General features: G+C 67.2%; 15 protein-coding genes and 1 pseudogene. 6 read left to right on the forward strand and 10 right to left on the reverse strand.

Going from position 1 to position 17,084, the window contains the following annotated elements:
* Positions 1–51 precede the first annotated feature (51 nt).
* Positions 52–1,170 carry a zinc-dependent metalloprotease gene (locus AC5RWD_RS16675; protein ID WP_494021077.1) on the reverse strand — a complete coding sequence of 373 codons (1,119 nt, stop codon included), beginning with the start codon at positions 1,168–1,170 and terminating at the stop codon, positions 52–54.
* A gap of 92 nt (positions 1,171–1,262) precedes the next feature.
* The gene (gene dacB, locus AC5RWD_RS16680; protein WP_494021078.1) at positions 1,263–2,771 is read right to left on the reverse strand and encodes a D-alanyl-D-alanine carboxypeptidase/D-alanyl-D-alanine endopeptidase; all 1,509 of its coding nucleotides are present in this window, start codon (positions 2,769–2,771) and stop codon (positions 1,263–1,265) included.
* Positions 2,772–2,925: 154 nt separating this feature from the next.
* Here dacB and AC5RWD_RS16685 point away from each other — a divergent pair, with 154 nt between their 5' ends.
* Positions 2,926–3,414, forward strand: a complete 489-nt coding sequence (locus AC5RWD_RS16685; protein WP_494021079.1) for an inorganic diphosphatase — start codon at positions 2,926–2,928, stop codon at positions 3,412–3,414.
* 217 nt (positions 3,415–3,631) lie between these two features.
* Complete coding sequence (locus AC5RWD_RS16690) at positions 3,632–4,231, forward strand: hypothetical protein (RefSeq protein ID WP_306926627.1); 600 nt, start codon at positions 3,632–3,634, stop codon at positions 4,229–4,231.
* Positions 4,232–4,258: 27 nt separating this feature from the next.
* On the opposite strand, the gene AC5RWD_RS16695 is transcribed toward AC5RWD_RS16690, so the two are convergent.
* Positions 4,259–5,104 carry an HAD family hydrolase gene (locus AC5RWD_RS16695; protein ID WP_494021080.1) on the reverse strand — a complete coding sequence of 282 codons (846 nt, stop codon included), beginning with the start codon at positions 5,102–5,104 and terminating at the stop codon, positions 4,259–4,261.
* Between the two features lie 123 nt (positions 5,105–5,227).
* Complete coding sequence (serS, locus tag AC5RWD_RS16700) at positions 5,228–6,508, reverse strand: serine--tRNA ligase (protein ID WP_494021081.1); 1,281 nt, start codon at positions 6,506–6,508, stop codon at positions 5,228–5,230.
* A gap of 55 nt (positions 6,509–6,563) precedes the next feature.
* On the opposite strand from serS, the pseudogene AC5RWD_RS16705 reads away from it, so the two are divergent.
* Positions 6,564–7,586 (forward strand): annotated as a pseudogene (locus AC5RWD_RS16705) (diacylglycerol/lipid kinase family protein); the annotation flags it as partial.
* Positions 7,587–7,622: 36 nt separating this feature from the next.
* On the opposite strand, the gene AC5RWD_RS16710 reads toward AC5RWD_RS16705, so the two are convergent.
* From AC5RWD_RS16710 to AC5RWD_RS16720, 3 genes are all read right to left on the reverse strand, one after another.
* Entirely contained in the window at positions 7,623–7,847 is a 225-nt protein-coding gene (locus AC5RWD_RS16710; protein WP_494021082.1) for a hypothetical protein, read from the reverse strand.
* Between the two features lie 92 nt (positions 7,848–7,939).
* Positions 7,940–8,920: a prephenate dehydratase gene (pheA, locus tag AC5RWD_RS16715; RefSeq protein WP_494021083.1), complete on the reverse strand. Its 981-nt coding sequence runs from the start codon at positions 8,918–8,920 to the stop codon at positions 7,940–7,942.
* A 71-nt stretch (positions 8,921–8,991) separates the two neighbouring features.
* A complete protein-coding gene (locus AC5RWD_RS16720) occupies positions 8,992–9,318 on the reverse strand; it encodes a rhodanese-like domain-containing protein (protein ID WP_494021084.1) in 327 nt (108 codons plus the stop codon).
* A 139-nt stretch (positions 9,319–9,457) separates the two neighbouring features.
* On the opposite strand from AC5RWD_RS16720, the gene AC5RWD_RS16725 reads away from it, so the two are divergent.
* The gene (locus AC5RWD_RS16725) at positions 9,458–10,888 is read left to right on the forward strand and encodes an amidase (RefSeq protein ID WP_494021113.1); all 1,431 of its coding nucleotides are present in this window, start codon (positions 9,458–9,460) and stop codon (positions 10,886–10,888) included.
* 15 nt (positions 10,889–10,903) lie between these two features.
* Here the strand turns inward: AC5RWD_RS16725 and AC5RWD_RS16730 are convergent, their stop codons facing one another.
* Both AC5RWD_RS16730 and AC5RWD_RS16735 read right to left on the reverse strand, forming a co-directional pair.
* Positions 10,904–11,452, reverse strand: a complete 549-nt coding sequence (locus tag AC5RWD_RS16730; RefSeq protein ID WP_494021085.1) for a DUF4190 domain-containing protein — start codon at positions 11,450–11,452, stop codon at positions 10,904–10,906.
* A gap of 88 nt (positions 11,453–11,540) precedes the next feature.
* Entirely contained in the window at positions 11,541–12,428 is an 888-nt protein-coding gene (locus tag AC5RWD_RS16735; RefSeq protein WP_494021086.1) for an NERD domain-containing protein, read from the reverse strand.
* 404 nt (positions 12,429–12,832) lie between these two features.
* On the opposite strand from AC5RWD_RS16735, the gene pgm reads away from it, so the two are divergent.
* Positions 12,833–14,494 (forward strand): phosphoglucomutase (alpha-D-glucose-1,6-bisphosphate-dependent), encoded by a 1,662-nt coding sequence (pgm, locus tag AC5RWD_RS16740; RefSeq protein ID WP_494021087.1) that lies wholly within the window; start codon positions 12,833–12,835, stop codon positions 14,492–14,494.
* A gap of 267 nt (positions 14,495–14,761) precedes the next feature.
* On the opposite strand, the gene AC5RWD_RS16745 is transcribed toward pgm, so the two are convergent.
* Positions 14,762–15,367, reverse strand: coding sequence for a malonic semialdehyde reductase (locus AC5RWD_RS16745; RefSeq protein ID WP_494021088.1), 606 nt, complete (start codon positions 15,365–15,367; stop codon positions 14,762–14,764).
* A gap of 267 nt (positions 15,368–15,634) precedes the next feature.
* Between AC5RWD_RS16745 and AC5RWD_RS16750 the strand changes: the two genes are divergently transcribed.
* A complete protein-coding gene (locus tag AC5RWD_RS16750) occupies positions 15,635–16,987 on the forward strand; it encodes a uracil-xanthine permease family protein (RefSeq protein WP_494021089.1) in 1,353 nt (450 codons plus the stop codon).
* Positions 16,988–17,084 lie beyond the last annotated feature (97 nt).

The raw sequence follows: 17,084 nt of genomic DNA on the forward strand, positions 1-17,084 counted from the left end.
CCGCCGGTCACAGAGCCGGCTGCAGTGTTGGGGAGGTGCTGCACGAAAAACCTAGAAACCCATCCTGTCGAGCCAGATCCTGGCGTTGTGGATTTCCTCTTCGGTGGGCAGGTTCGCCGGCGCCTCCCAGACGCGGTTGAACCCGTCCATCCCGGCCACGTCCACCACGGCGCGGACAAACTTGGCGCCGTCGCTGTACTGCTTCATCTTGGCGTCCAGGCCCAGCATGCTGCGGATGAACTTCTCGATGACACCCCTGTCCTTGCCGCGGGCGTTGAACCGCTGCCGGATGGTCTTCACAGAGGGGACGATGCTGGCGTCCACGGCATCCATCACCACATTGGCGTGGCCTTCGAGCAGGCTCATGACCGCCGTGAGGTGGGACAGCGAGGCCTTCTCCTCGGGATCCTGCAGGAGATCGAGGATGGCGCCGCGGCCCGGGGTGGAACCGGAGGCGGCACGGTCCTTGAGCGAGCGTGCTGCCGCCGAGGCGCGTTCCATGAGGGAGTCCACGTTGCCCAGCAGGTGCCCGCTGAGGTTGTCGATCTCATTCAGCATGTGGTGCCGGAGCCACGGTGCCGCAGCGAACTGCACCCGGTGCGTCTGCTCGTGCAGGCATACCCAGAGCCGGAAATCCGTGGGGGTCACATTCAGCTCGCGCTCCACGGCGATGATGTTGGGCGCCACGAGCAGCAGGCGCCCGCCCGACGGCGCCTGCGATCCTTCGGCGAGCGCGGCAAAGGGGTCATACTGGCCCAGGACCTTGCTGGAGAGGAACGCGAGCACGGCGCCGAGCTGGCTGCCGGTGATGGCACCGCTGACCGTCGCGGCTCCGGGGCTGATGGTGCCGCGGCGGTTCTCCAGCATCTTTTCGATGGCGGGCTTCAGCATCACCGCGAAGCTCTGCGTGTTGGCCTTCGCCCACGAGGCACGGTCCACAACGAGGACGGAGGAGTCACGGAGATCCCGTGCAGCCTCCAGCCCGGTGATCTGATGGACGTACGGAACGGAGGCATCTGCCAGCTCCCGCAGCTGGGAGACGGCGTCGCCGATCTCGGCGGCAGTCAGCGACGGACCGGGGGGAGCCAGCCGTGCTGCGGCGGACGCGGCAAGGTCCCAGTTGATGAGGGTCTGCTCAGGTGCGGATGACTGGCTTGCAGTGGACTCCATACGCTCCATCAGAACATACGTGCCCTGCAGCGCGCCTTAAGTTCGCTGACCGGCGAACCTGCAGGGCACCGCACGCGAAGCCGGCGACAGCCCTAGCCGCAGCCGCAGCCGGCCAGCGCCGTGGCCGCTGCGTCCAGGGCAGGCTTGTTGCCCTCGGCTCCCGGCGTCAGGCCGTTGCCGATGAAGGAGAACACCAGGAGCCTGCCGTCGGCGTCCACCACATACCCGCTCAGCGCAATGACCGTGTTCAGGGTTCCTGTTTTGGCCCGCACCAGGCCGGCGCCCTCGGCCGTGGATTCGTCGATGTATCTGTCGCCGAGCGTGCCCGTCAGCCCCGCCACGGGGAACCCCGCCAGGGCAGCCCTGAGCCGGGTGTCCTTGCCGTTGGTGATGGCGCGAACCACCTCCGAGAACTGGCGGGCGGAAACCTGGTTGGCCAGGGCCAGCCCGGAGACATCCGCGGCGACCATGCCATCCGTGGGAATTCCCAGCCCGGAGAGCTGCTCAAGGACGGCAGCCTTGGCCGACTCGTTCGTTCCCGGCTGGCCGCCCGCCACAGCTGTCAGGCGGCCAAGGGTTTCCGCGAGGTAGTTGTCCGAGGTCTGAAGCATCAGGTCCACCTGCTGGCTGACGGTGGCGGACTGCACCTCGGCGAGGACTTTGGCGTCCGCCGCCGGCTTTCCGTCAAGACGTACGACGGCGGGTGCCACCTGGATGCCGGCGGCGGTACCTGCCGCTTCAAGGCCGGCGGCGAACGCCTCCCCCGAGGCGATGGCGGAGTCCTGGGGCCGCGGAGCCGTGGTGTCTGCGGGGTCAAACCGCGCCGAGTTCAGGGCCAGCGGGAACAGCGGGGCCGTCTCCCCGGCCGCAACGTCAGCCGGGTTCCAGGCCGGGTTCAGCGCCGGACCGGTGAAAAGGGAGTCATCCACCAGCACCTGGACCTGCCCCTTGAAACCGCCTTTCCGCAGTGACTCCACAGTCTGTTTGGCCAGCGTGGCGAGCCCGGCATGGCCGAGGACCTTGGACTCGGCGGAGTCGCCGGCGCCGAGCAGCACGTCGCCGCCACCCACCAGCACGACTGACCTCGTGGCGGCCGCCGTAGCTGCTCCAGGCGTTGCGACAACTGCGCCGGCGACCACCTTGGTGCTGAACCGTTCCTCGGGGCCGATCCCCCGCAGCGCGGCCACGGCCGTGAGGAGCTTCATGTTGGAGGCCGGGATTCTGTTGGCGGCGCCTTCCCGGTCATAGAGGACCTTGCCGGTGAGGGCATCCTGGACAACGGCCGTGAAGGAGCCCCCGCCGTCGGTCTTGAGCACGGGGTCCAGCCGGGCCGCAACATTGGCGGGAACCGGCACCGGCGCGGCACTGCTGAGCGGATCGATGCCCTGCGGGACGGACAGGCGTTCCGGGACCAGCTGCCAGGCCGGGGTCCGGGCGGGTTCGGCCGTGGACCGGCCCGGACCGGTGAGCGCGGGGGCAATGAGCATCCCGGCGGGCAGGGCCAGGGCGAGTAGGAGCACTGTGATCAGGAGGGTTGGCCAGCTGCGGACCACAGTGGAAAGCCTGCCGCGGCCGCTCGCCGTGCCCCTGGTGCCGCTCATGCTGCTGGTCCTCAAAGTCCTGAAATTACCCCATTAGTTCCTGAAACCTGGGCCTCTCGCTATATCCTCAATAGTAGTCGGCGGCACCGACAGTCCATTTTTGGTTGATCATCGCGTGTGCCGCGAACACCAAGCAATCGTCGAGGAGCATTCCATGAAGCATGACGTGACCATCGAGATCCCCAAGGGATCGCGCGTCAAGTACGAAGTCGACCATGAGACCGGCCGAGTCCGCCTGGACCGTGTCCTCTTCACTTCCATGCAGTACCCCACCCACTACGGCTTTTTCGAGAACACCCTCGGCGAAGACGGTGACCCGCTGGACGCACTGGTGCTCCTGCAGGACTTCGACCTGGTCCCGGGCGTGATCGTCGAAGCCCGCCCCATCGGCGTCTTCAACATGACCGACGACGGCGGCGGAGACGCCAAGGTCCTCTGCGTCCCGGCCGACCCGCGGTTCGACCACATCCAGGAAGTCAGCGACGTCAACGAATTCCTGATCAAGGAAATCGAGCACTTCTTCACCCGCTACAAGGACCTGGAGCCGGGCAAGTGGGTCAAGGCCGAAGGCTGGGCCGACCGCGCTGCTGCCGAAGCCGAACTTGAGGCATCAATCAAGCGTTACGTGCCCGCAGCGCACTGACACAGCCCGGCGCATGGCTTCGACTGGGCCCACGCCGCCAGGGTTCCCTGGCCGAGCGCAGCGAGGTTAGGGCGGCGGTGGGGCGGCCGGTGCAGTTCACAACGAACCGCACCGGCCGCCGTCGTATTCTCCTGTTGTTCACCGGCCGTGAGATCCGTAACGTCGCGTAGGCTCCCGGCTTGCCTCGCCACGGGCACCCGGTAGTCTGATTTCCACCATGTTCACGCTGACTATCAATCAAACAGACAGCCGGCGCGACGGCGACCGGGTCCCGCATCTCCTCAAGGACCTACGGCATATCCCGGCGCGACTGGACTTCGACCGCTCCGTTGAGGACGAGGTGCAAGGGATCGTGGATTGCCCGCACCAGGCGGTGGATGCCGCCCTGATCGCGCTCCGCTGCGGAAGCTGGTACGTGGGGATCGGGGTAGGTCCGGTCAATGAGCCGCTGCCGAACCAGATCAAGGACGCCAGCGGGCATGGCCTCATCTACGCCCGCCGGGCGGTGGACCGCCTCCGCAACAGCAAAGAGCGCATCCCGGTGGCCGTGGAGGGTCCCCTGGCGGACGTGGCAGCCGAGTCGGAGTCTGTGCTGCGCCTGCTGGGCCACATAGTCCGGGACAGGAGCGAGGCCGAGTGGCGCGTGCTTGACCTGATGACCCCCGGAGTGCGCGGCCAGCAAAAGGCCGTGGCCGCCGAACTCGGCATCACCTCCCAGGCTGTCAGCAAGGCCGTGGCGAGGTCGCAGTGGAATGAGGAGCACTCAGCCCGGCCTGCGGCGGCCAGGCTGCTCGCGCTGATTCTCGACGTACGCTAGCCCCGGCCCATGCCGTGCGGCCGCCCGCTAGAGGAGGCCGCGCAGCACGTGGGCGGCGCCGTCGTCGTAAACCGACTTGGTGACCTCGTCCGCGGCGGCGACCACTTCCTCCGGGGCCTGCCCCATGGCCACCCCGCGGCCCGCCCAGGCGAGCATCTCGATGTCGTTGCGGCCGTCCCCGATGGCAACCGTGGCGGCCGGATCAACGCCAAGGCGGCTGCGGAGGCTCTCCAGTGCACTGGCCTTGGTGACCCCGGCCGCCGCGATGTCCAGCCACGCGGTCCAGCCGACGGAATAAGTCACACCGGCAAGGCCGATATGCTCGATGGCCTCGTTGAACTCCTCCGGCGTGTTCTCCGCGCTGAAGACGACGACGCGCACGGCCGTGGCCTCAAGCATCGTCTGGAAGTCCACGCCGATGGCCTCGACGCCGAAGCTCGCATCCTGGAAGCGTTCGGTGGAGAGGAAGTTCCCGTCCTCATCCTCCAGCGCGTACTTGGCTGCCGGCAGGCGCTTGCGGAGGGCGCGGAGCGCCGGGCCGGGATCGAAGGTGGCCTTGTGGATGATGTCGTAGCCGTTGGGCAGTCCGGGATCCAGGCGCAGCGTCACGCCGCCGTTGCAGCAGACGGTGTAACCGCGGTCCAGGCCGATCTGTTCGATGATGGGCAGCGTGGCGTTGAGTGAACGTCCGGTGGCGATCATAACCTCGTGCCCGGCCGCCACCACAGCCTGTGCGGCGTCGCGGACCGGAGCGGACATATGGCCGTCGTGGTCCACGAGGGTGCCGTCCACGTCCAGGGCGATCATGAGTTTCTGTTGTGCTTCTCGCCGGTCTTCGATGCCGGCTGCTGAGGATTCAGTCAGTGTAGTCATGCCTCCTAGTAGAGCAGATGCCCCTGACACCAGCTAGGACGCAGAGCACAGCAGCGTGTGAACACCGGGTAAATACTCACAGATTGTCCCCGGTGTGAGTATTTACCCGGTGGATGGAATCGCTTAGAGAACCGGAAGGACCTCAAGCCCGCCGAGGTACTTCTGCAGGGCCGCCGGTACGTTGACTGAGCCGTCAGCGTTCTGGTGGTGTTCCAGGAGGGCCACGATCCAGCGGGTTGTTGCCAGCGTGCCGTTGAGCGTGGCCACCGCACGGGTCCCCTTCGGGCTGCCGTCCTCGCTGAACACCCGCTCACGGATGTTCAGGCGGCGCGCCTGGAAGGTGGTGCAGTTGGAGGTGGACGTCAGCTCGCGGTACGCGCCCTGGGTGGGGACCCAGGCTTCGCAGTCGAACTTGCGGGCCGCGGACATGCCGAGGTCCCCCGCGGCGGTGTCGATCACGCGGTACGGGAGCTCGCACTTGGCCAGCATCTGCTCTTCCCATGCCAGCAGGCGCTCATGCTCTGCCGCAGCCTCTTCCACCGTGGTGTAGATGAACATCTCCACCTTGTTGAACTGGTGGACGCGGATGATCCCGCGGGTGTCCTTGCCGTGCGAACCGGCCTCGCGGCGGTAGCAGGAGCTCTGGCCGGCGAAACGGATGGGCCCGGCGGAGAGGTCCAGGATCTCGTCCGCGTGGTATCCCGCAAGCGGCACCTCCGAGGTGCCCACCAGGTAAAGGTCGTCCTCGGCGAGACGGTAGATCTCGGCGTCGTGCTTTACATCGAACCCGGTGCCCTGCATGGTCTCCGGGCGGACGAGCGTTGGGGTGATCATGGGGATGAAGCCGGCCTCGATGGCCTGCTCCATGGCCATCTGCAGCAAGGCCATTTCCAGCCGGGCGCCCACGCCGCGGAGGAAGTAGAAGCGCGCGCCGGAGACCTTGGCGCCGCGCTCCATGTCGATCGCACCGATCAGCTCGCCGATCTCGAGGTGGTCACGCGGCTCGAAGTCCGGGAATTCGCGGGGCGTGCCCACGGTCTTGACCACAACGTAGTCGTCCTCACCGCCGGGCGGAACGCCCTCTTCAATGAGGTTGGGAATGGTGCGCAGCAGTTCTTCCTGCTTGGCCTGGGCGGCGTCGGCCTCGGCCGAGGCAGCCTTCACAGCACCCGCCAGTTCGCGGACCTCGGCGAGCAGCGCCTGCTTTTCCTCGCCCTTGGCCTGCGCCACCTTCTTGCCGAACGCGTTCTGTTCGGCGCGGAGGTTCTCGAAGCTGATCAGTGCCGTGCGGCGCGCGGCGTCGGCGTCGATGATCGCGTCCACCAGGGTTTCGTCCGCACCGCGGGCGCGCTGGCTGGCGCGGAACTTCTCCGGATTTTCGCTGAGGTCTTTTACGTCGATCACCAGACAAGGGTATCGAATCTGCGGGGCACTCCGGGCGGGATAGTGTGGGAGCACCATGAGCGACCTGCTTCTTTACGTCCTGATCGCTGTAGCACTGGCCTTCGCCGTCTCCAGCTGGTGGGGCGTGCGCCGGCTGAAGGCCCTGCACGTCCGCAGCGCGGTGCGGGAAGAGGCCCACGAACACGGCCTGGAACGCCAGCGCGTCGCCGTCATCCTCAACCCCATCAAGGCCAAGGCCGGTGAAGCCCGCGCCACCATCCAGCGCGCCTGCCTTGCCGCTGGCTGGGAGGAGCCCCGCTTCTTCGAAACAACGCCGGAGGACCCGGGCCACACGCAGGTCCGGGCGGCGCTGGAGTACGGGGCCGACGTCGTTCTGGTGGGCGGCGGCGACGGGACCGTGCGCGTGGCGGCCGAAGCCCTCGCCCACAGCGGGGTGGCGATGGGCCTGATCCCCCTCGGCACCGGGAACCTGCTGGCCCGCAACGTGGACCTGGACGTCTACGACCTGTACGGCAGCATCCAGATTGCGCTCTTTGGCCACCAGCGCTTCATCGACACGGCGCGGATGGAAATCGAAAACTCCCGCACTGGCCACTCCTCGAGCCACTTGTTCCTCGTCATCGCCGGCATCGGCATGGACGCCGAGGTGGTGGGCGACACGAACGATGAGCTCAAGCGCTTCGTCGGCTGGCTTGCCTACACGGAGGCAGGCGTCCGCCACCTTCCCGGGCGCAGGAAAAAGGTGGCCATCTCACTGGATGACCAGCCGGACCAGTCCAGGAAGATCCGCAGCGTCCTGTTTGCCAACTGCGGCCTGGTTCCGGGCGGGATCGACTTCATCCCGCAGGCCATGATCGACGACGGCATGCTGGACGTGGTGGTCATGAGCCCCCGCAGCGCCGTGGGCTGGCTGGCGATGTACGCCAAGATCCTGTTCAAGCACAAGCGGCATCTGCCCGTCATGAGCGTGTACCGCTCCGGCAAGGTGGTTATCAAGTGCCCCGAACCGATGCCCACCCAGCTCGACGGCGACACGTCGGGTGACGCCACAAAGGTGACAGTCCAGGTGGAGCCGAGATCGCTGCTGGTGCGGGTCAGGGAAGAAGCCGCTCGCTTAGGCTGACCGTGCGTGCTTCGCGGATTCGGCAGCCTTGGCGGATTCGGCAGCGGCTTTGGCGGCTGCCCGGGCTTCGGACTGTTCGCGGATCATGGCCTGTTCCTCTTCGAAACGCAGCCGGTCCGCACGGTCGGCATCGTCCCCGTCCCAGTCCTGGTTCTCAGCTGTGGGTTTGGGATTGACGATCATTCCCTGGCCGTCATTGTCATTCTTGTCCGACATGACCCGCTCCTCTCGTTGGGGCCATCCCTTTATTGATCATGCAAGCATACGCACAGCAACAGGGGCAGGGAAGTGCCCCCCGGGGCATTTATCTACGCTGACGGCGAAGCTTCCACCGGTGCCTCCGAGTCCAGAGAGTTGCCGGCGAGTATCCCCTCGACCCATGCATGCGCCGCTTGGAATGCCTCGTCGGACGTGTGGTCCGGGACCACGGGAGCCTGCGCATCGGCGCGTCCGTACGAACCAAGGAACCGCGTGGCGGGGCTGATCCGGTGCAGGCCGGCAAGGGCGTCGGCCACCCGCGCATCGCCTACGTGGCCGTCGGCGTCGATGCTGAAGAAGTAGTGCCCCAGGTACTGCCCGGTGGGCCGGGACTCGATGCGGCTCAGGTTCACGCCGCGGGTGGCGAACTGGTCCAGGATTTCCATCAGGGCACCCGGCCGGTCCTCGGGAAGGGGTACCACCACCGTTGTCTTGTCCGCGCCGGTCCGGGCCGGCAGGACGCCCGGGCGGCTGACCAGGATGAACCGGGTGACGGCACCGGGGTTGTCACCGATGTTCTCGGCCAGCACGTGCAGCCCCGGCTGCTCCGCGGCGACTATTGGCGCGCAGATGGCGGCATCGTAGTGCGCGTCGTCCTCCAGCAGCCCCATCGCGGCAGCTGCCGTGGACGAACCGGGGATGTATTCGGCGTTGGGAATATGCTCGTCCACCCACAGGCGGCACTGCGCCCAGGCGTGTCCGTGCGTGGAGATCCGAAGGATCCGGGAAAGCTCGACGCCGGGCCGCGCCACCAGCACGAAGCTGATGGGCACGAGGGCCTCGCGGATGATCCTCAGTTCCGCTCCCGTGGCAATGGCATCCAGGGTGGCCGTGACGCCGCCCTCCACCGAGTTTTCGATGGGCACCATTGCTGCGTAAGCCGATCCGTCCCGCACCCTGTCCAGGGCCGTGTTGACGTTGGAGGAGGGGATCCGAACGGATTCGGCAGCATCCGGAACCTGCAGGAGCGCCGCCTCCGTAAACGTGCCCTCCGGGCCGAGGAAGGTGTAGGTGCGGCGGGCGGACGGCATGGATATTCCTTTGCGGGTACGGGACGGGCAGAGCTAACGCTGGCCGGCGGAACGGCCTCGGCGGGAAACTGCTACAGGATCACCGGCTTGAGGCCGTTGTCGGACACCAGCGGCTTGCCGGATTCCAGCCACTGGTCCATGCCGCCGGCCACGTTCACCGCGGAGTAGCCCTGGCCCACCAGCCACTGCGCTGCCCGGAAGGAGCGCCCGCCGGTCCGGCAGATGACGTACAGGTCCTGGTCCGGGTCCAGATCGTCCAGGCGCCCGGGCAGCTGGTCCAGCGGGATGTGCAGGGCGCCCTCAGCGTGACCTGCCGCCCATTCGTAGTCCTCCCGCACGTCCAAAATGGTGGCGTCCGCGGGGACGTCCTTCACGGTGACAGTATCGAAATCGCTCATGGGAGTCCTCTCCTTGGCCTCAAGCTCTTAGCTCCAGCGTATCGCCAGCGCAGCACGCCGCACCCCTCGCCGGCACAGGTTACGCTGGTCCGAAGCCTGCGAGCCGCCGCAAAGGAGCACAGTGTCCGCCCCACACCACCTGGCTGACATCCACCGCCTGCCGGCGGTGCAGCTGAGGGCAGCGCTGCGTTCCGGCGAGGTCTCCGCCCGCGAAGTCACCGCTCATTTCCTGGCGCGGATCGAAGAATCTAACCCGAGGCTGGGCGCCTTCATTACCGTCACCGGGCCGAGGGCGATGGCCGAGGCTGCTGCCGCAGACGCCCTCTTCGCCCGGCGTCGTGCGGACCAGCCGCTGCCTACGCTGCACGGGATGCCGGTAGCGTTCAAGGACCTCACCGATGTTGCCGGCGTGGTCACCACCCACGGCAGCGCAGCGCTGGACCGGCGTCCCGCACCGACCGACGGCGCCCTCGCGGCAGCGCTCAGGAGCGCCGGCGCCATCTCCCTCGGCAAGACGCAGGTACCTGAGTTCGGGCTGACGGCCTACAGCGAAAACCGCATCGCACCGCCGTCGCGCAATCCATATGCCCTGAGCCGGGGGTCGGGCGGTTCCTCCGGCGGCAGCGCCGCTGCCGTGGCGGCGGGGCTGGTGCCGTTCGCGCCCGGGACCGACGGCGGCGGCTCGATCCGGATCCCGGCAGCAGCATGCGGCCTGCTGGGCCTGAAGCCCGGCAGGGGCGTGGTCCCGGCAGGGGAAAGCAGCGGGGATCCCGCCGGCCTGGTGGTGGCCGGACCACTGGCGCGCACCTCGGCTGACGCCGCACTGCTGCTCGATGTCCTGGCCACCAACGGCCCAGGACAACAGGACGGGGCGGGCTACCTGGATGCCGTTGGCCGCGCGCCTGCTTCGCTGCGGATCGGCGTCAGCCTGGACAGCCCGTGGGGCGCGATCTTCCCGTTCACCCCGGATCCGCAGGCACTGGACGCGCTGCAGGCCGGCATCCGGCTGCTCACCGAGGCGGGCCACCACGTGGCCGAGGCTGACATCCGGTACGACAACCGTTACCCCGACGCGTTCACCACCGCCTGGACCGCGGGCGTGGGCGCGGCCCGCATCCCACCTCACCGCGAGGCCCTGCTGACGCCGCTGACCCGCACCTTCCGGCGGCGCGCGCAGCAGCGGAGCGCGGCCAAACTCAATGAATGCCTCGCGTTCCTGCGGCAGTTTGAGCGCGACACACTGGCGCAGTATTCGGCGTGGGACCTGATCCTGACTCCGGCACTGGCCCAGACACCGCGCCCGGTGGGCTGGTTCACCGGGTCGGGCCACGGGGACGCCAGGTGGCCGTCCCCGGAATGGGCAGGCGACGCCGACGGCGACTACCGGAGGCAGTGCGAGTTCGCACCGTGGTCGTCCATGGTCAATGTGTGCGGCCTGCCGGCCGTCAGCATCCCTGTGCACTGGACCGGCGGCAGCCCCGGAGCTGGACTGCCGATGGGCATCCAGCTGATTGGGCGGCCCGGCTCGGAGGCACTGCTCCTGCAGGTGGCAGCCCAGCTGGGGTTCTAGGTCAGTACTGGCCGCTCAGATCGTGCTGGACGTGCTGGCGACGCTCGCCAGGATGGTGATCCCCACGATGGCGAGGACGGTCAAGACCAAACCCAGGTACCCCATCACCAGGCCGGCAATGGCGAAGCCTCGCCCTGACGGTTCACGCCGCAGGGCCAGGTGGCCAAGGATCACTGCGGCCAACTGCGGCAGGATGAAGAATCCAAAGCCCAGGTAGACAGCGATCCCGCAGCACAGGCTGGCAATGCTCAGGCCCTTCGGCTGCGGCGGTGCGCCGTAGTACGACGGCTGGCCGTAGGGGCTGGCATACGCCTGACTGTATTGCTGGCCATACTGGTAGCCGTACTGCTGGCCATAGGGGCTGGCTGGCTGGTTGTATTGCTGGCCGGCATCGTCATACTGGCCGCCATATTGCTGGCCGGGCGGCGCATTCAGCGGCTTGGTGTACTGGGCTGGATCGTACAGTGGCGGAGCCGGGATGTCCGGGCCCTGGGTACCGTACGGCGAATGGTGGCGGGTGTCCGGTGTCGGCTCGTCGCCGGGTCCGGGACGCTGCTCTGTCATGGAAATCCCCTCATGTGGTCCTCAACAGAACATTACCGCCGCCACCAGGGCAATGGTCCGGGAAGGCGGATCATTTGGGTTGCCCGGCTCACTTGGGAAGCAGCTCCCACAGCAGCCACAGAGGCGGCGCCAGCAACGCCGCGGAAACGACGCCCGCGACGAGGGACCTTCCCACCACACGCAGCACGGTGCCTGGCCGCCGGTCCCGGCCGTACAGGTAGTGCGGTGGAACGGGACGCCTGTGGACTGGGTTCCTGTGAATCGGGTGACCCGGGGCTGGGCTCCCCGCGTCGGGGCGGTACGCAGGGTTCCGGACGGTGCCGGCCTCCGGCACCTGCGGGCGGGTGAGGAGTTGCCCAAGCTGGGCATAGAGCAACAGAACCGCGGGTGCGTCCAGTGTGTCCGGCAAGTCGGCCACGGCGGCCGCGATGCAGTCGATCCCCCGCACCTCGATGCCCGAACCGGTGGTGCCCCGCAGTTCCGGCTGGGCCGTGAGGCAGATCAGGGAGCGGACCAGCCTCCGCCATTGCGCCGGAAGGACCGCAGCCACCGCGGCTGCCTGCGACAGCGCCGTCTCCACCGCCGGGAACCGGTCATGACCGTTCTGCCGAAGGACGCCGTCAACGACGTCGACGCGGCCGGACCAGTTCTTGGCGCTGACCACCACCACTCCGCCGGGGCCCACCAGGACATGCTCAAGCCGGGCCAGCGGGCGGCCGGGCCAATGGACATCGTGCAGGAGGAACCAGCCGTGAGGCCCAAGCTGGGCAAGCCTCTCGGCCACAAGATGGCTGCTCTGCTCCGCACCGACGGGATCCGTACCGGAAGTTCCGGCACCGTGGCCAGGGCCGCCCCTGCCAGCGTGGCCAGAGCCGTCAACGGAGCCGCCGCCGATGGGCGCGAGGTCACGCTTCAGCCGCGCGATCCGTTCAGAGGCGAGCCTCGTCCGTTCGAATGCTGCATCTCCAGCCCCCATTGTTCACCTCTGCATAGCTCGCTCGTCTTCCAAATGACCGGCGCAATTCAACCGGGCCAAATCATGCGGCCGTAAATGCCCGGCCCGGAAAGCCGGACAAAATTGCCCGTCCAAACGGGCCGAATTTCCGGCCAACTGATGGTTCGGCTGAAATTCAGCCACAGGCTTCCGGGACGTTTCCGCTGGTCCGGCCGCCCGGCGTCGTACATGGCACCGGCCGGGTTCCTGCCGTTTGAACGTAACAGCCCCCTCAGGGGCGGGTATATAAGTACTTTTCCGGCACTACTCAGTTTTTTGTCCAGCTAAATGCAAGTAGTCCCGGAAATTGATGACATTCTGCGTCACAGGGGCCGGAATCCGGACACTCCGTGTTGCCCCCCGCCGTCGTCTGGCATGCTGGTGCCATGGCTAGCCGAGCGGGCACAGTTGCCCAACCCCAAGACCTTGTCGACCTGACCGCACTGCTCGACGCGTACTACGACGTCAAGCCTGACCTGGCGGATCCCGGCCAACGCGTGGCCTTCGGTACCTCCGGGCACCGCGGATCAAGCCTGAAAGCGTCCTTCAACGAAGGGCATATCGTGGCGATCACGCAGGCGATCGTGGAGTACCGCGCCGGACAGGGCATCACCGGGCCACTGTTCCTGGCCAAGGACACCCACGGGCTGAGCGAACCGGCGCAGAACTCCGCCCTTGAGGTGCTGGCCGCCAACGGCGTTAACGTCCTCATCGACGCGCGGCACGGTTACACCCCCACCCCGGCACTGAGCCACGCCATCCTCACATACAACCGCAACGCCCCGGCCGGAGCCCCACAGGCTGACGGCATTGTTGTTACGCCGAGCCACAACCCGCCGGCCGACGGCGGCTTCAAGTACAACCCTCCGCACGGCGGCCCGGCCGACACCGACGCGACAGGTTGGATCGCCAACCGCGCCAACGAACTGCTGGAGAACGGCCTGCGCGGCGTGAAGCGGATTCCGCTCGCCCAGGCCCTCGAGGCCGAAACCACCGGAAAATTCGATTTCCTGAGCAGCTACGTGGACGACCTGCCCTCCGTCCTGAACCTGGACGCCATCCGCGACGCAGGAGTGCGGATCGGGGCCGACCCCATGGGCGGCGCGTCCGTGGACTACTGGGGCGAGATCGGTGAACGCCACCAGCTGAACCTCACGGTGGTCAACCCCACGGTGGACCCGCAGTGGGCCTTCATGACCCTGGACTGGGACGAGAAGATCCGGATGGATTGCTCCTCCCCGTCGGCCATGGCCTCGCTCATCAACCGGATGTCTGTTGGTGCGGACGGCTCCGCCGCCTTCGACGTCGCCACCGGGAATGACGCCGACGCCGACCGGCACGGCATCGTTACCCCTGACGGCGGCCTGATGAACCCCAACCACTACCTCGCTGTGGCCATCGACTACCTGTACCGCAACCGCAGCGGCTGGAACCCGAACTCCGTCGTGGGCAAGACCCTCGTTTCCTCCTCGATCATCGACCGCGTGGCGGGCGGCCTGGGCCGCAAGCTCGTGGAGGTGCCCGTGGGCTTCAAGTGGTTTGTCCCCGGCCTGCTCTCGGGCGAAGGTGCGTTCGGCGGCGAGGAATCGGCCGGCGCCTCGTTCAACAAGCGCGACGGCAGCGTGTGGACCACGGACAAGGACGGCATCCTGCTGGCGCTGCTGGCCTCGGAGATCACTGCTGTCACCGGCAAGTCGCCGTCCCAGCTCTACAAGGGGCTCACCGACCAGTTCGGCGCGCCCGTCTATGCGCGGATCGATGCCGCCGCCACGCGGGACCAGAAGGCCGCGCTGGGCAAGCTGTCGCCGGAGGACGTCACTGCCACTGAGCTGGCCGGCGAGACCATCACGGCGAAGCTGACCAAGGCGCCGGGCAACGGCGCCTCGATCGGCGGCCTGAAGGTGGTCACCGAGAACGCGTGGTTCGCGGCCCGCCCCTCCGGCACCGAGGACGTCTACAAGATCTACGCGGAGTCCTTCAAGGGCGCCGACCACCTCAAGCAGGTCCAGGCCGAAGCCAAGGCGCTGGTGGACGGGGTCATCTCCTAACCCCGCCAGGGACCGGAAAAGCGCCGGATGGCCTCAGCCATCTGGCGCTTTTCTGCTGCTGTCCGAGCCGCATGTTGCCTCAGGTCGGACGGGCCAACAGGTCCAAACAGGACTAATATTGGAAGTGGCCCGGATGCATGCCTTGCGGTTCTGAACTGCAAAAATACTGTCCCGAATGCCTCCGGAATGTCCCCCATATTGCCGGAGGCATTCCGTGTCCGCGGCAATTAGCAGGGTAGTACCGGCGACGCGCGATACCCGAGACGCTTAGACCGTGCGGACGACGTCTTCGTAAGCGAACTTGGGCTTGGCTTCACCCCAGGCCTCGGGGCCTGGCTGGCCGATGTTCACCACCAGGAAGCTCTTCTGGTCGCCTGCCGGGAAGAACTCCGCATCGATGGCGTTGAAGTCCGCTCCGGTCATCGGGCCGGCCGCGAAGCCGAGCGAGCGGACGGCCAGGATGAAGTAGCCGGCCTGCAGGTGGGCGTTGTTGTTGCCCGTGGAGGTGGCCAGGTCCGGGGAGGCGTCGTACATGGCCTTGGGGGCGTTGTAGCCGGGGAGGAAGTTGTCCCACTGCTCCTGCCAGGCGGTGTCGTAGCTAAGGATTGCCACCAGGGGTGCCGAGGCCGTCTTGGCCCGGTTGCCCGAGGACAGCGCGGCCACGAGCTTGGCGCGGGCTTCCTCCGAGCGCACATAGGTGACCCGCAGCGGCTGGGAGTTGAAGGCCGTGGGGCCGAACTTGGTCAGTTCGTAGATGGCGCGGGCCTGCTGCTCGCTCACTTCACCGGTAAAAGCGTTGGCGGTGCGGGCTTCGGCGAAGATGGCATCAAGGGCGGCGGAATCGATCACTGCTTCTTCATGGGCGATTGTCATTCACGCCCCTTTCACTAGGCCGACATCCCCTGTGGGCGGCGTCGGACAGTCCTGGTTGCTTTCGTTGGGTTCAACCGAATCCGGCGGCACGCTCTTCCCGCTTCGGCCTATTGGCCAGCGTGACGTTTGACACACGGGGCGCCCCGGGCTTGCCGGATACGCTGCAGGCCGGAAGCCACCTCTCCTGCCCGCGGCGGGCGGGGTATTCTTGCTCCTGAAGATCCAGCCCGGCGAGCGGGCAAACTCCCTCTCCGAAAGGCCCCGCCAATGAGCATGCTCGGAATCAAATGGAAGCTGCACGGCAACGGCAAGGCAGTGCGTCCTGGCGAGGTGGTGGCTCCCGGCGAGCGGCTCGCCTGGCCAATTACCATCGGCGTGGGAATGCAGCACGTTGTGGCCATGTTCGGCGCCACCTTCCTGGTGCCAATCATCACCGGAATGCCGCCGGCCACCACCCTCTTCTTCTCCGGCATCGGCACGCTCCTGTTCCTCGTGATCACCCAGGGCCGCGTCCCCAGCTACCTCGGGTCCAGCTTTGCGTTCATCGCACCCATCATGGCGTCCCAGCAGCAGTTCGGCGTGCCCGGGGCGCTGGGCGGCGTGGTGCTGGCCGGAGCGGGCCTCGCCGTGATCGGCGCGATCGTGCACAAGTTCGGCGCCGGCTGGATCAACCGGCTGATGCCGCCGATTGTCACCGGTGCCATCGTGGCACTGATCGGGCTCAACCTCGCTCCGGCCGCCAAGAACAACTTCGACGCCGCCCCCGTGACAGCACTGATCACGCTGGTGACCATCATCGTGGTGAGCGTCCTGTTCCGCGGGATCATTGGCCGCCTCAGCATCCTGGTGGGCGTGGTGGTGGGCTACCTCGTAGCCATGCTCCGGGGCGAGGTGGACTACTCCAAGATGGACGCCGCCCCCTGGGTGGGCCTTCCCCACTTCCAGACCCCGGAGTTTCACCTCGGCGTGGTGGGCCTGTTCGTTCCTGTGGTCCTGGTTCTCGTGGCGGAGAACATCGGCCACGTTAAGTCCGTGTCCGCCATGACCGGCCAGAACCTGGACGGCGTCTCCGGCCGTGCCTTGCTGGCCGACGGCGCCGCCACGGTCCTCGCCGGCTTCGGCGGCGGATCAGGCACCACCACCTATGCGGAAAACATCGGAGTCATGGCGGCCACCAAGGTCTACTCCACGGCTGCCTACTGGGTGGCCGGCATCTTCGCCATCCTGCTCAGCTTCTCGCCGAAGTTCGGCGAGCTGATCGCCACCGTTCCGCCCGGCGTGCTGGGCGGCGCGGCAACCATGCTGTACGGCATGATCGGCATCCTCGGCGTGAAGATCTGGGTCCAGAACAAGGTCAACTTTTCGAACCCGGTCAACCTGACCACGGCTGCGGTCTCCCTCATCATCGGCATCGCGGACTACACCTGGGCTGTCGGGGACCTGAAGTTCACGGGCATCGCGCTCGGGTCCGCCGCGGCCCTGGTGATCTACCACGGCATGAGGGCCATTGCGAAGGCGCGCGGTACCGCTGCCGAGCCCGAGACCGAGCAGCAGGGCCTGCCGCCCGCCGCCAAGGCAGCCATCAACGCCGCAGCGAAGAGGCAGCCCAAGAAGCGCTAAGCGTTCCTGCTCCTCTTTTCGGGGCTTAGGCTCAAACAACAAGGCCGCGGCACCCCCTGTTTAAGCGGGGGTGCCGCGGCCTTGGCATTTCAAAGTG

Source organism: Arthrobacter sp. CMU6 (assembly GCF_059090205.1).

Excerpts from the sequence above, each read along its gene's own strand:
- AC5RWD_RS16675 (WP_494021077.1), bottom strand. The coding sequence starts at position 1,170 with ATGGAGTCCACTGCAAGCCAGTCATCCGCACCTGAGCAGACCCTCATC.
- dacB (WP_494021078.1), bottom strand. The coding sequence starts at position 2,771 with ATGAGCGGCACCAGGGGCACGGCGAGCGGCCGCGGCAGGCTTTCCACT.
- AC5RWD_RS16685 (WP_494021079.1), top strand. The coding sequence starts at position 2,926 with ATGAAGCATGACGTGACCATCGAGATCCCCAAGGGATCGCGCGTCAAG.
- AC5RWD_RS16690 (WP_306926627.1), top strand. The coding sequence starts at position 3,632 with ATGTTCACGCTGACTATCAATCAAACAGACAGCCGGCGCGACGGCGAC.
- AC5RWD_RS16695 (WP_494021080.1), bottom strand. The coding sequence starts at position 5,104 with ATGACTACACTGACTGAATCCTCAGCAGCCGGCATCGAAGACCGGCGA.
- AC5RWD_RS16710 (WP_494021082.1), bottom strand. The coding sequence starts at position 7,847 with ATGTCGGACAAGAATGACAATGACGGCCAGGGAATGATCGTCAATCCC.
- pheA (WP_494021083.1), bottom strand. The coding sequence starts at position 8,920 with ATGCCGTCCGCCCGCCGCACCTACACCTTCCTCGGCCCGGAGGGCACG.
- AC5RWD_RS16720 (WP_494021084.1), bottom strand. The coding sequence starts at position 9,318 with ATGAGCGATTTCGATACTGTCACCGTGAAGGACGTCCCCGCGGACGCC.
- AC5RWD_RS16730 (WP_494021085.1), bottom strand. The coding sequence starts at position 11,452 with ATGACAGAGCAGCGTCCCGGACCCGGCGACGAGCCGACACCGGACACC.
- AC5RWD_RS16735 (WP_494021086.1), bottom strand. The coding sequence starts at position 12,428 with ATGGGGGCTGGAGATGCAGCATTCGAACGGACGAGGCTCGCCTCTGAA.
- pgm (WP_494021087.1), top strand. The coding sequence starts at position 12,833 with ATGGCTAGCCGAGCGGGCACAGTTGCCCAACCCCAAGACCTTGTCGAC.
- AC5RWD_RS16745 (WP_494021088.1), bottom strand. The coding sequence starts at position 15,367 with ATGACAATCGCCCATGAAGAAGCAGTGATCGATTCCGCCGCCCTTGAT.
- AC5RWD_RS16750 (WP_494021089.1), top strand. The coding sequence starts at position 15,635 with ATGAGCATGCTCGGAATCAAATGGAAGCTGCACGGCAACGGCAAGGCA.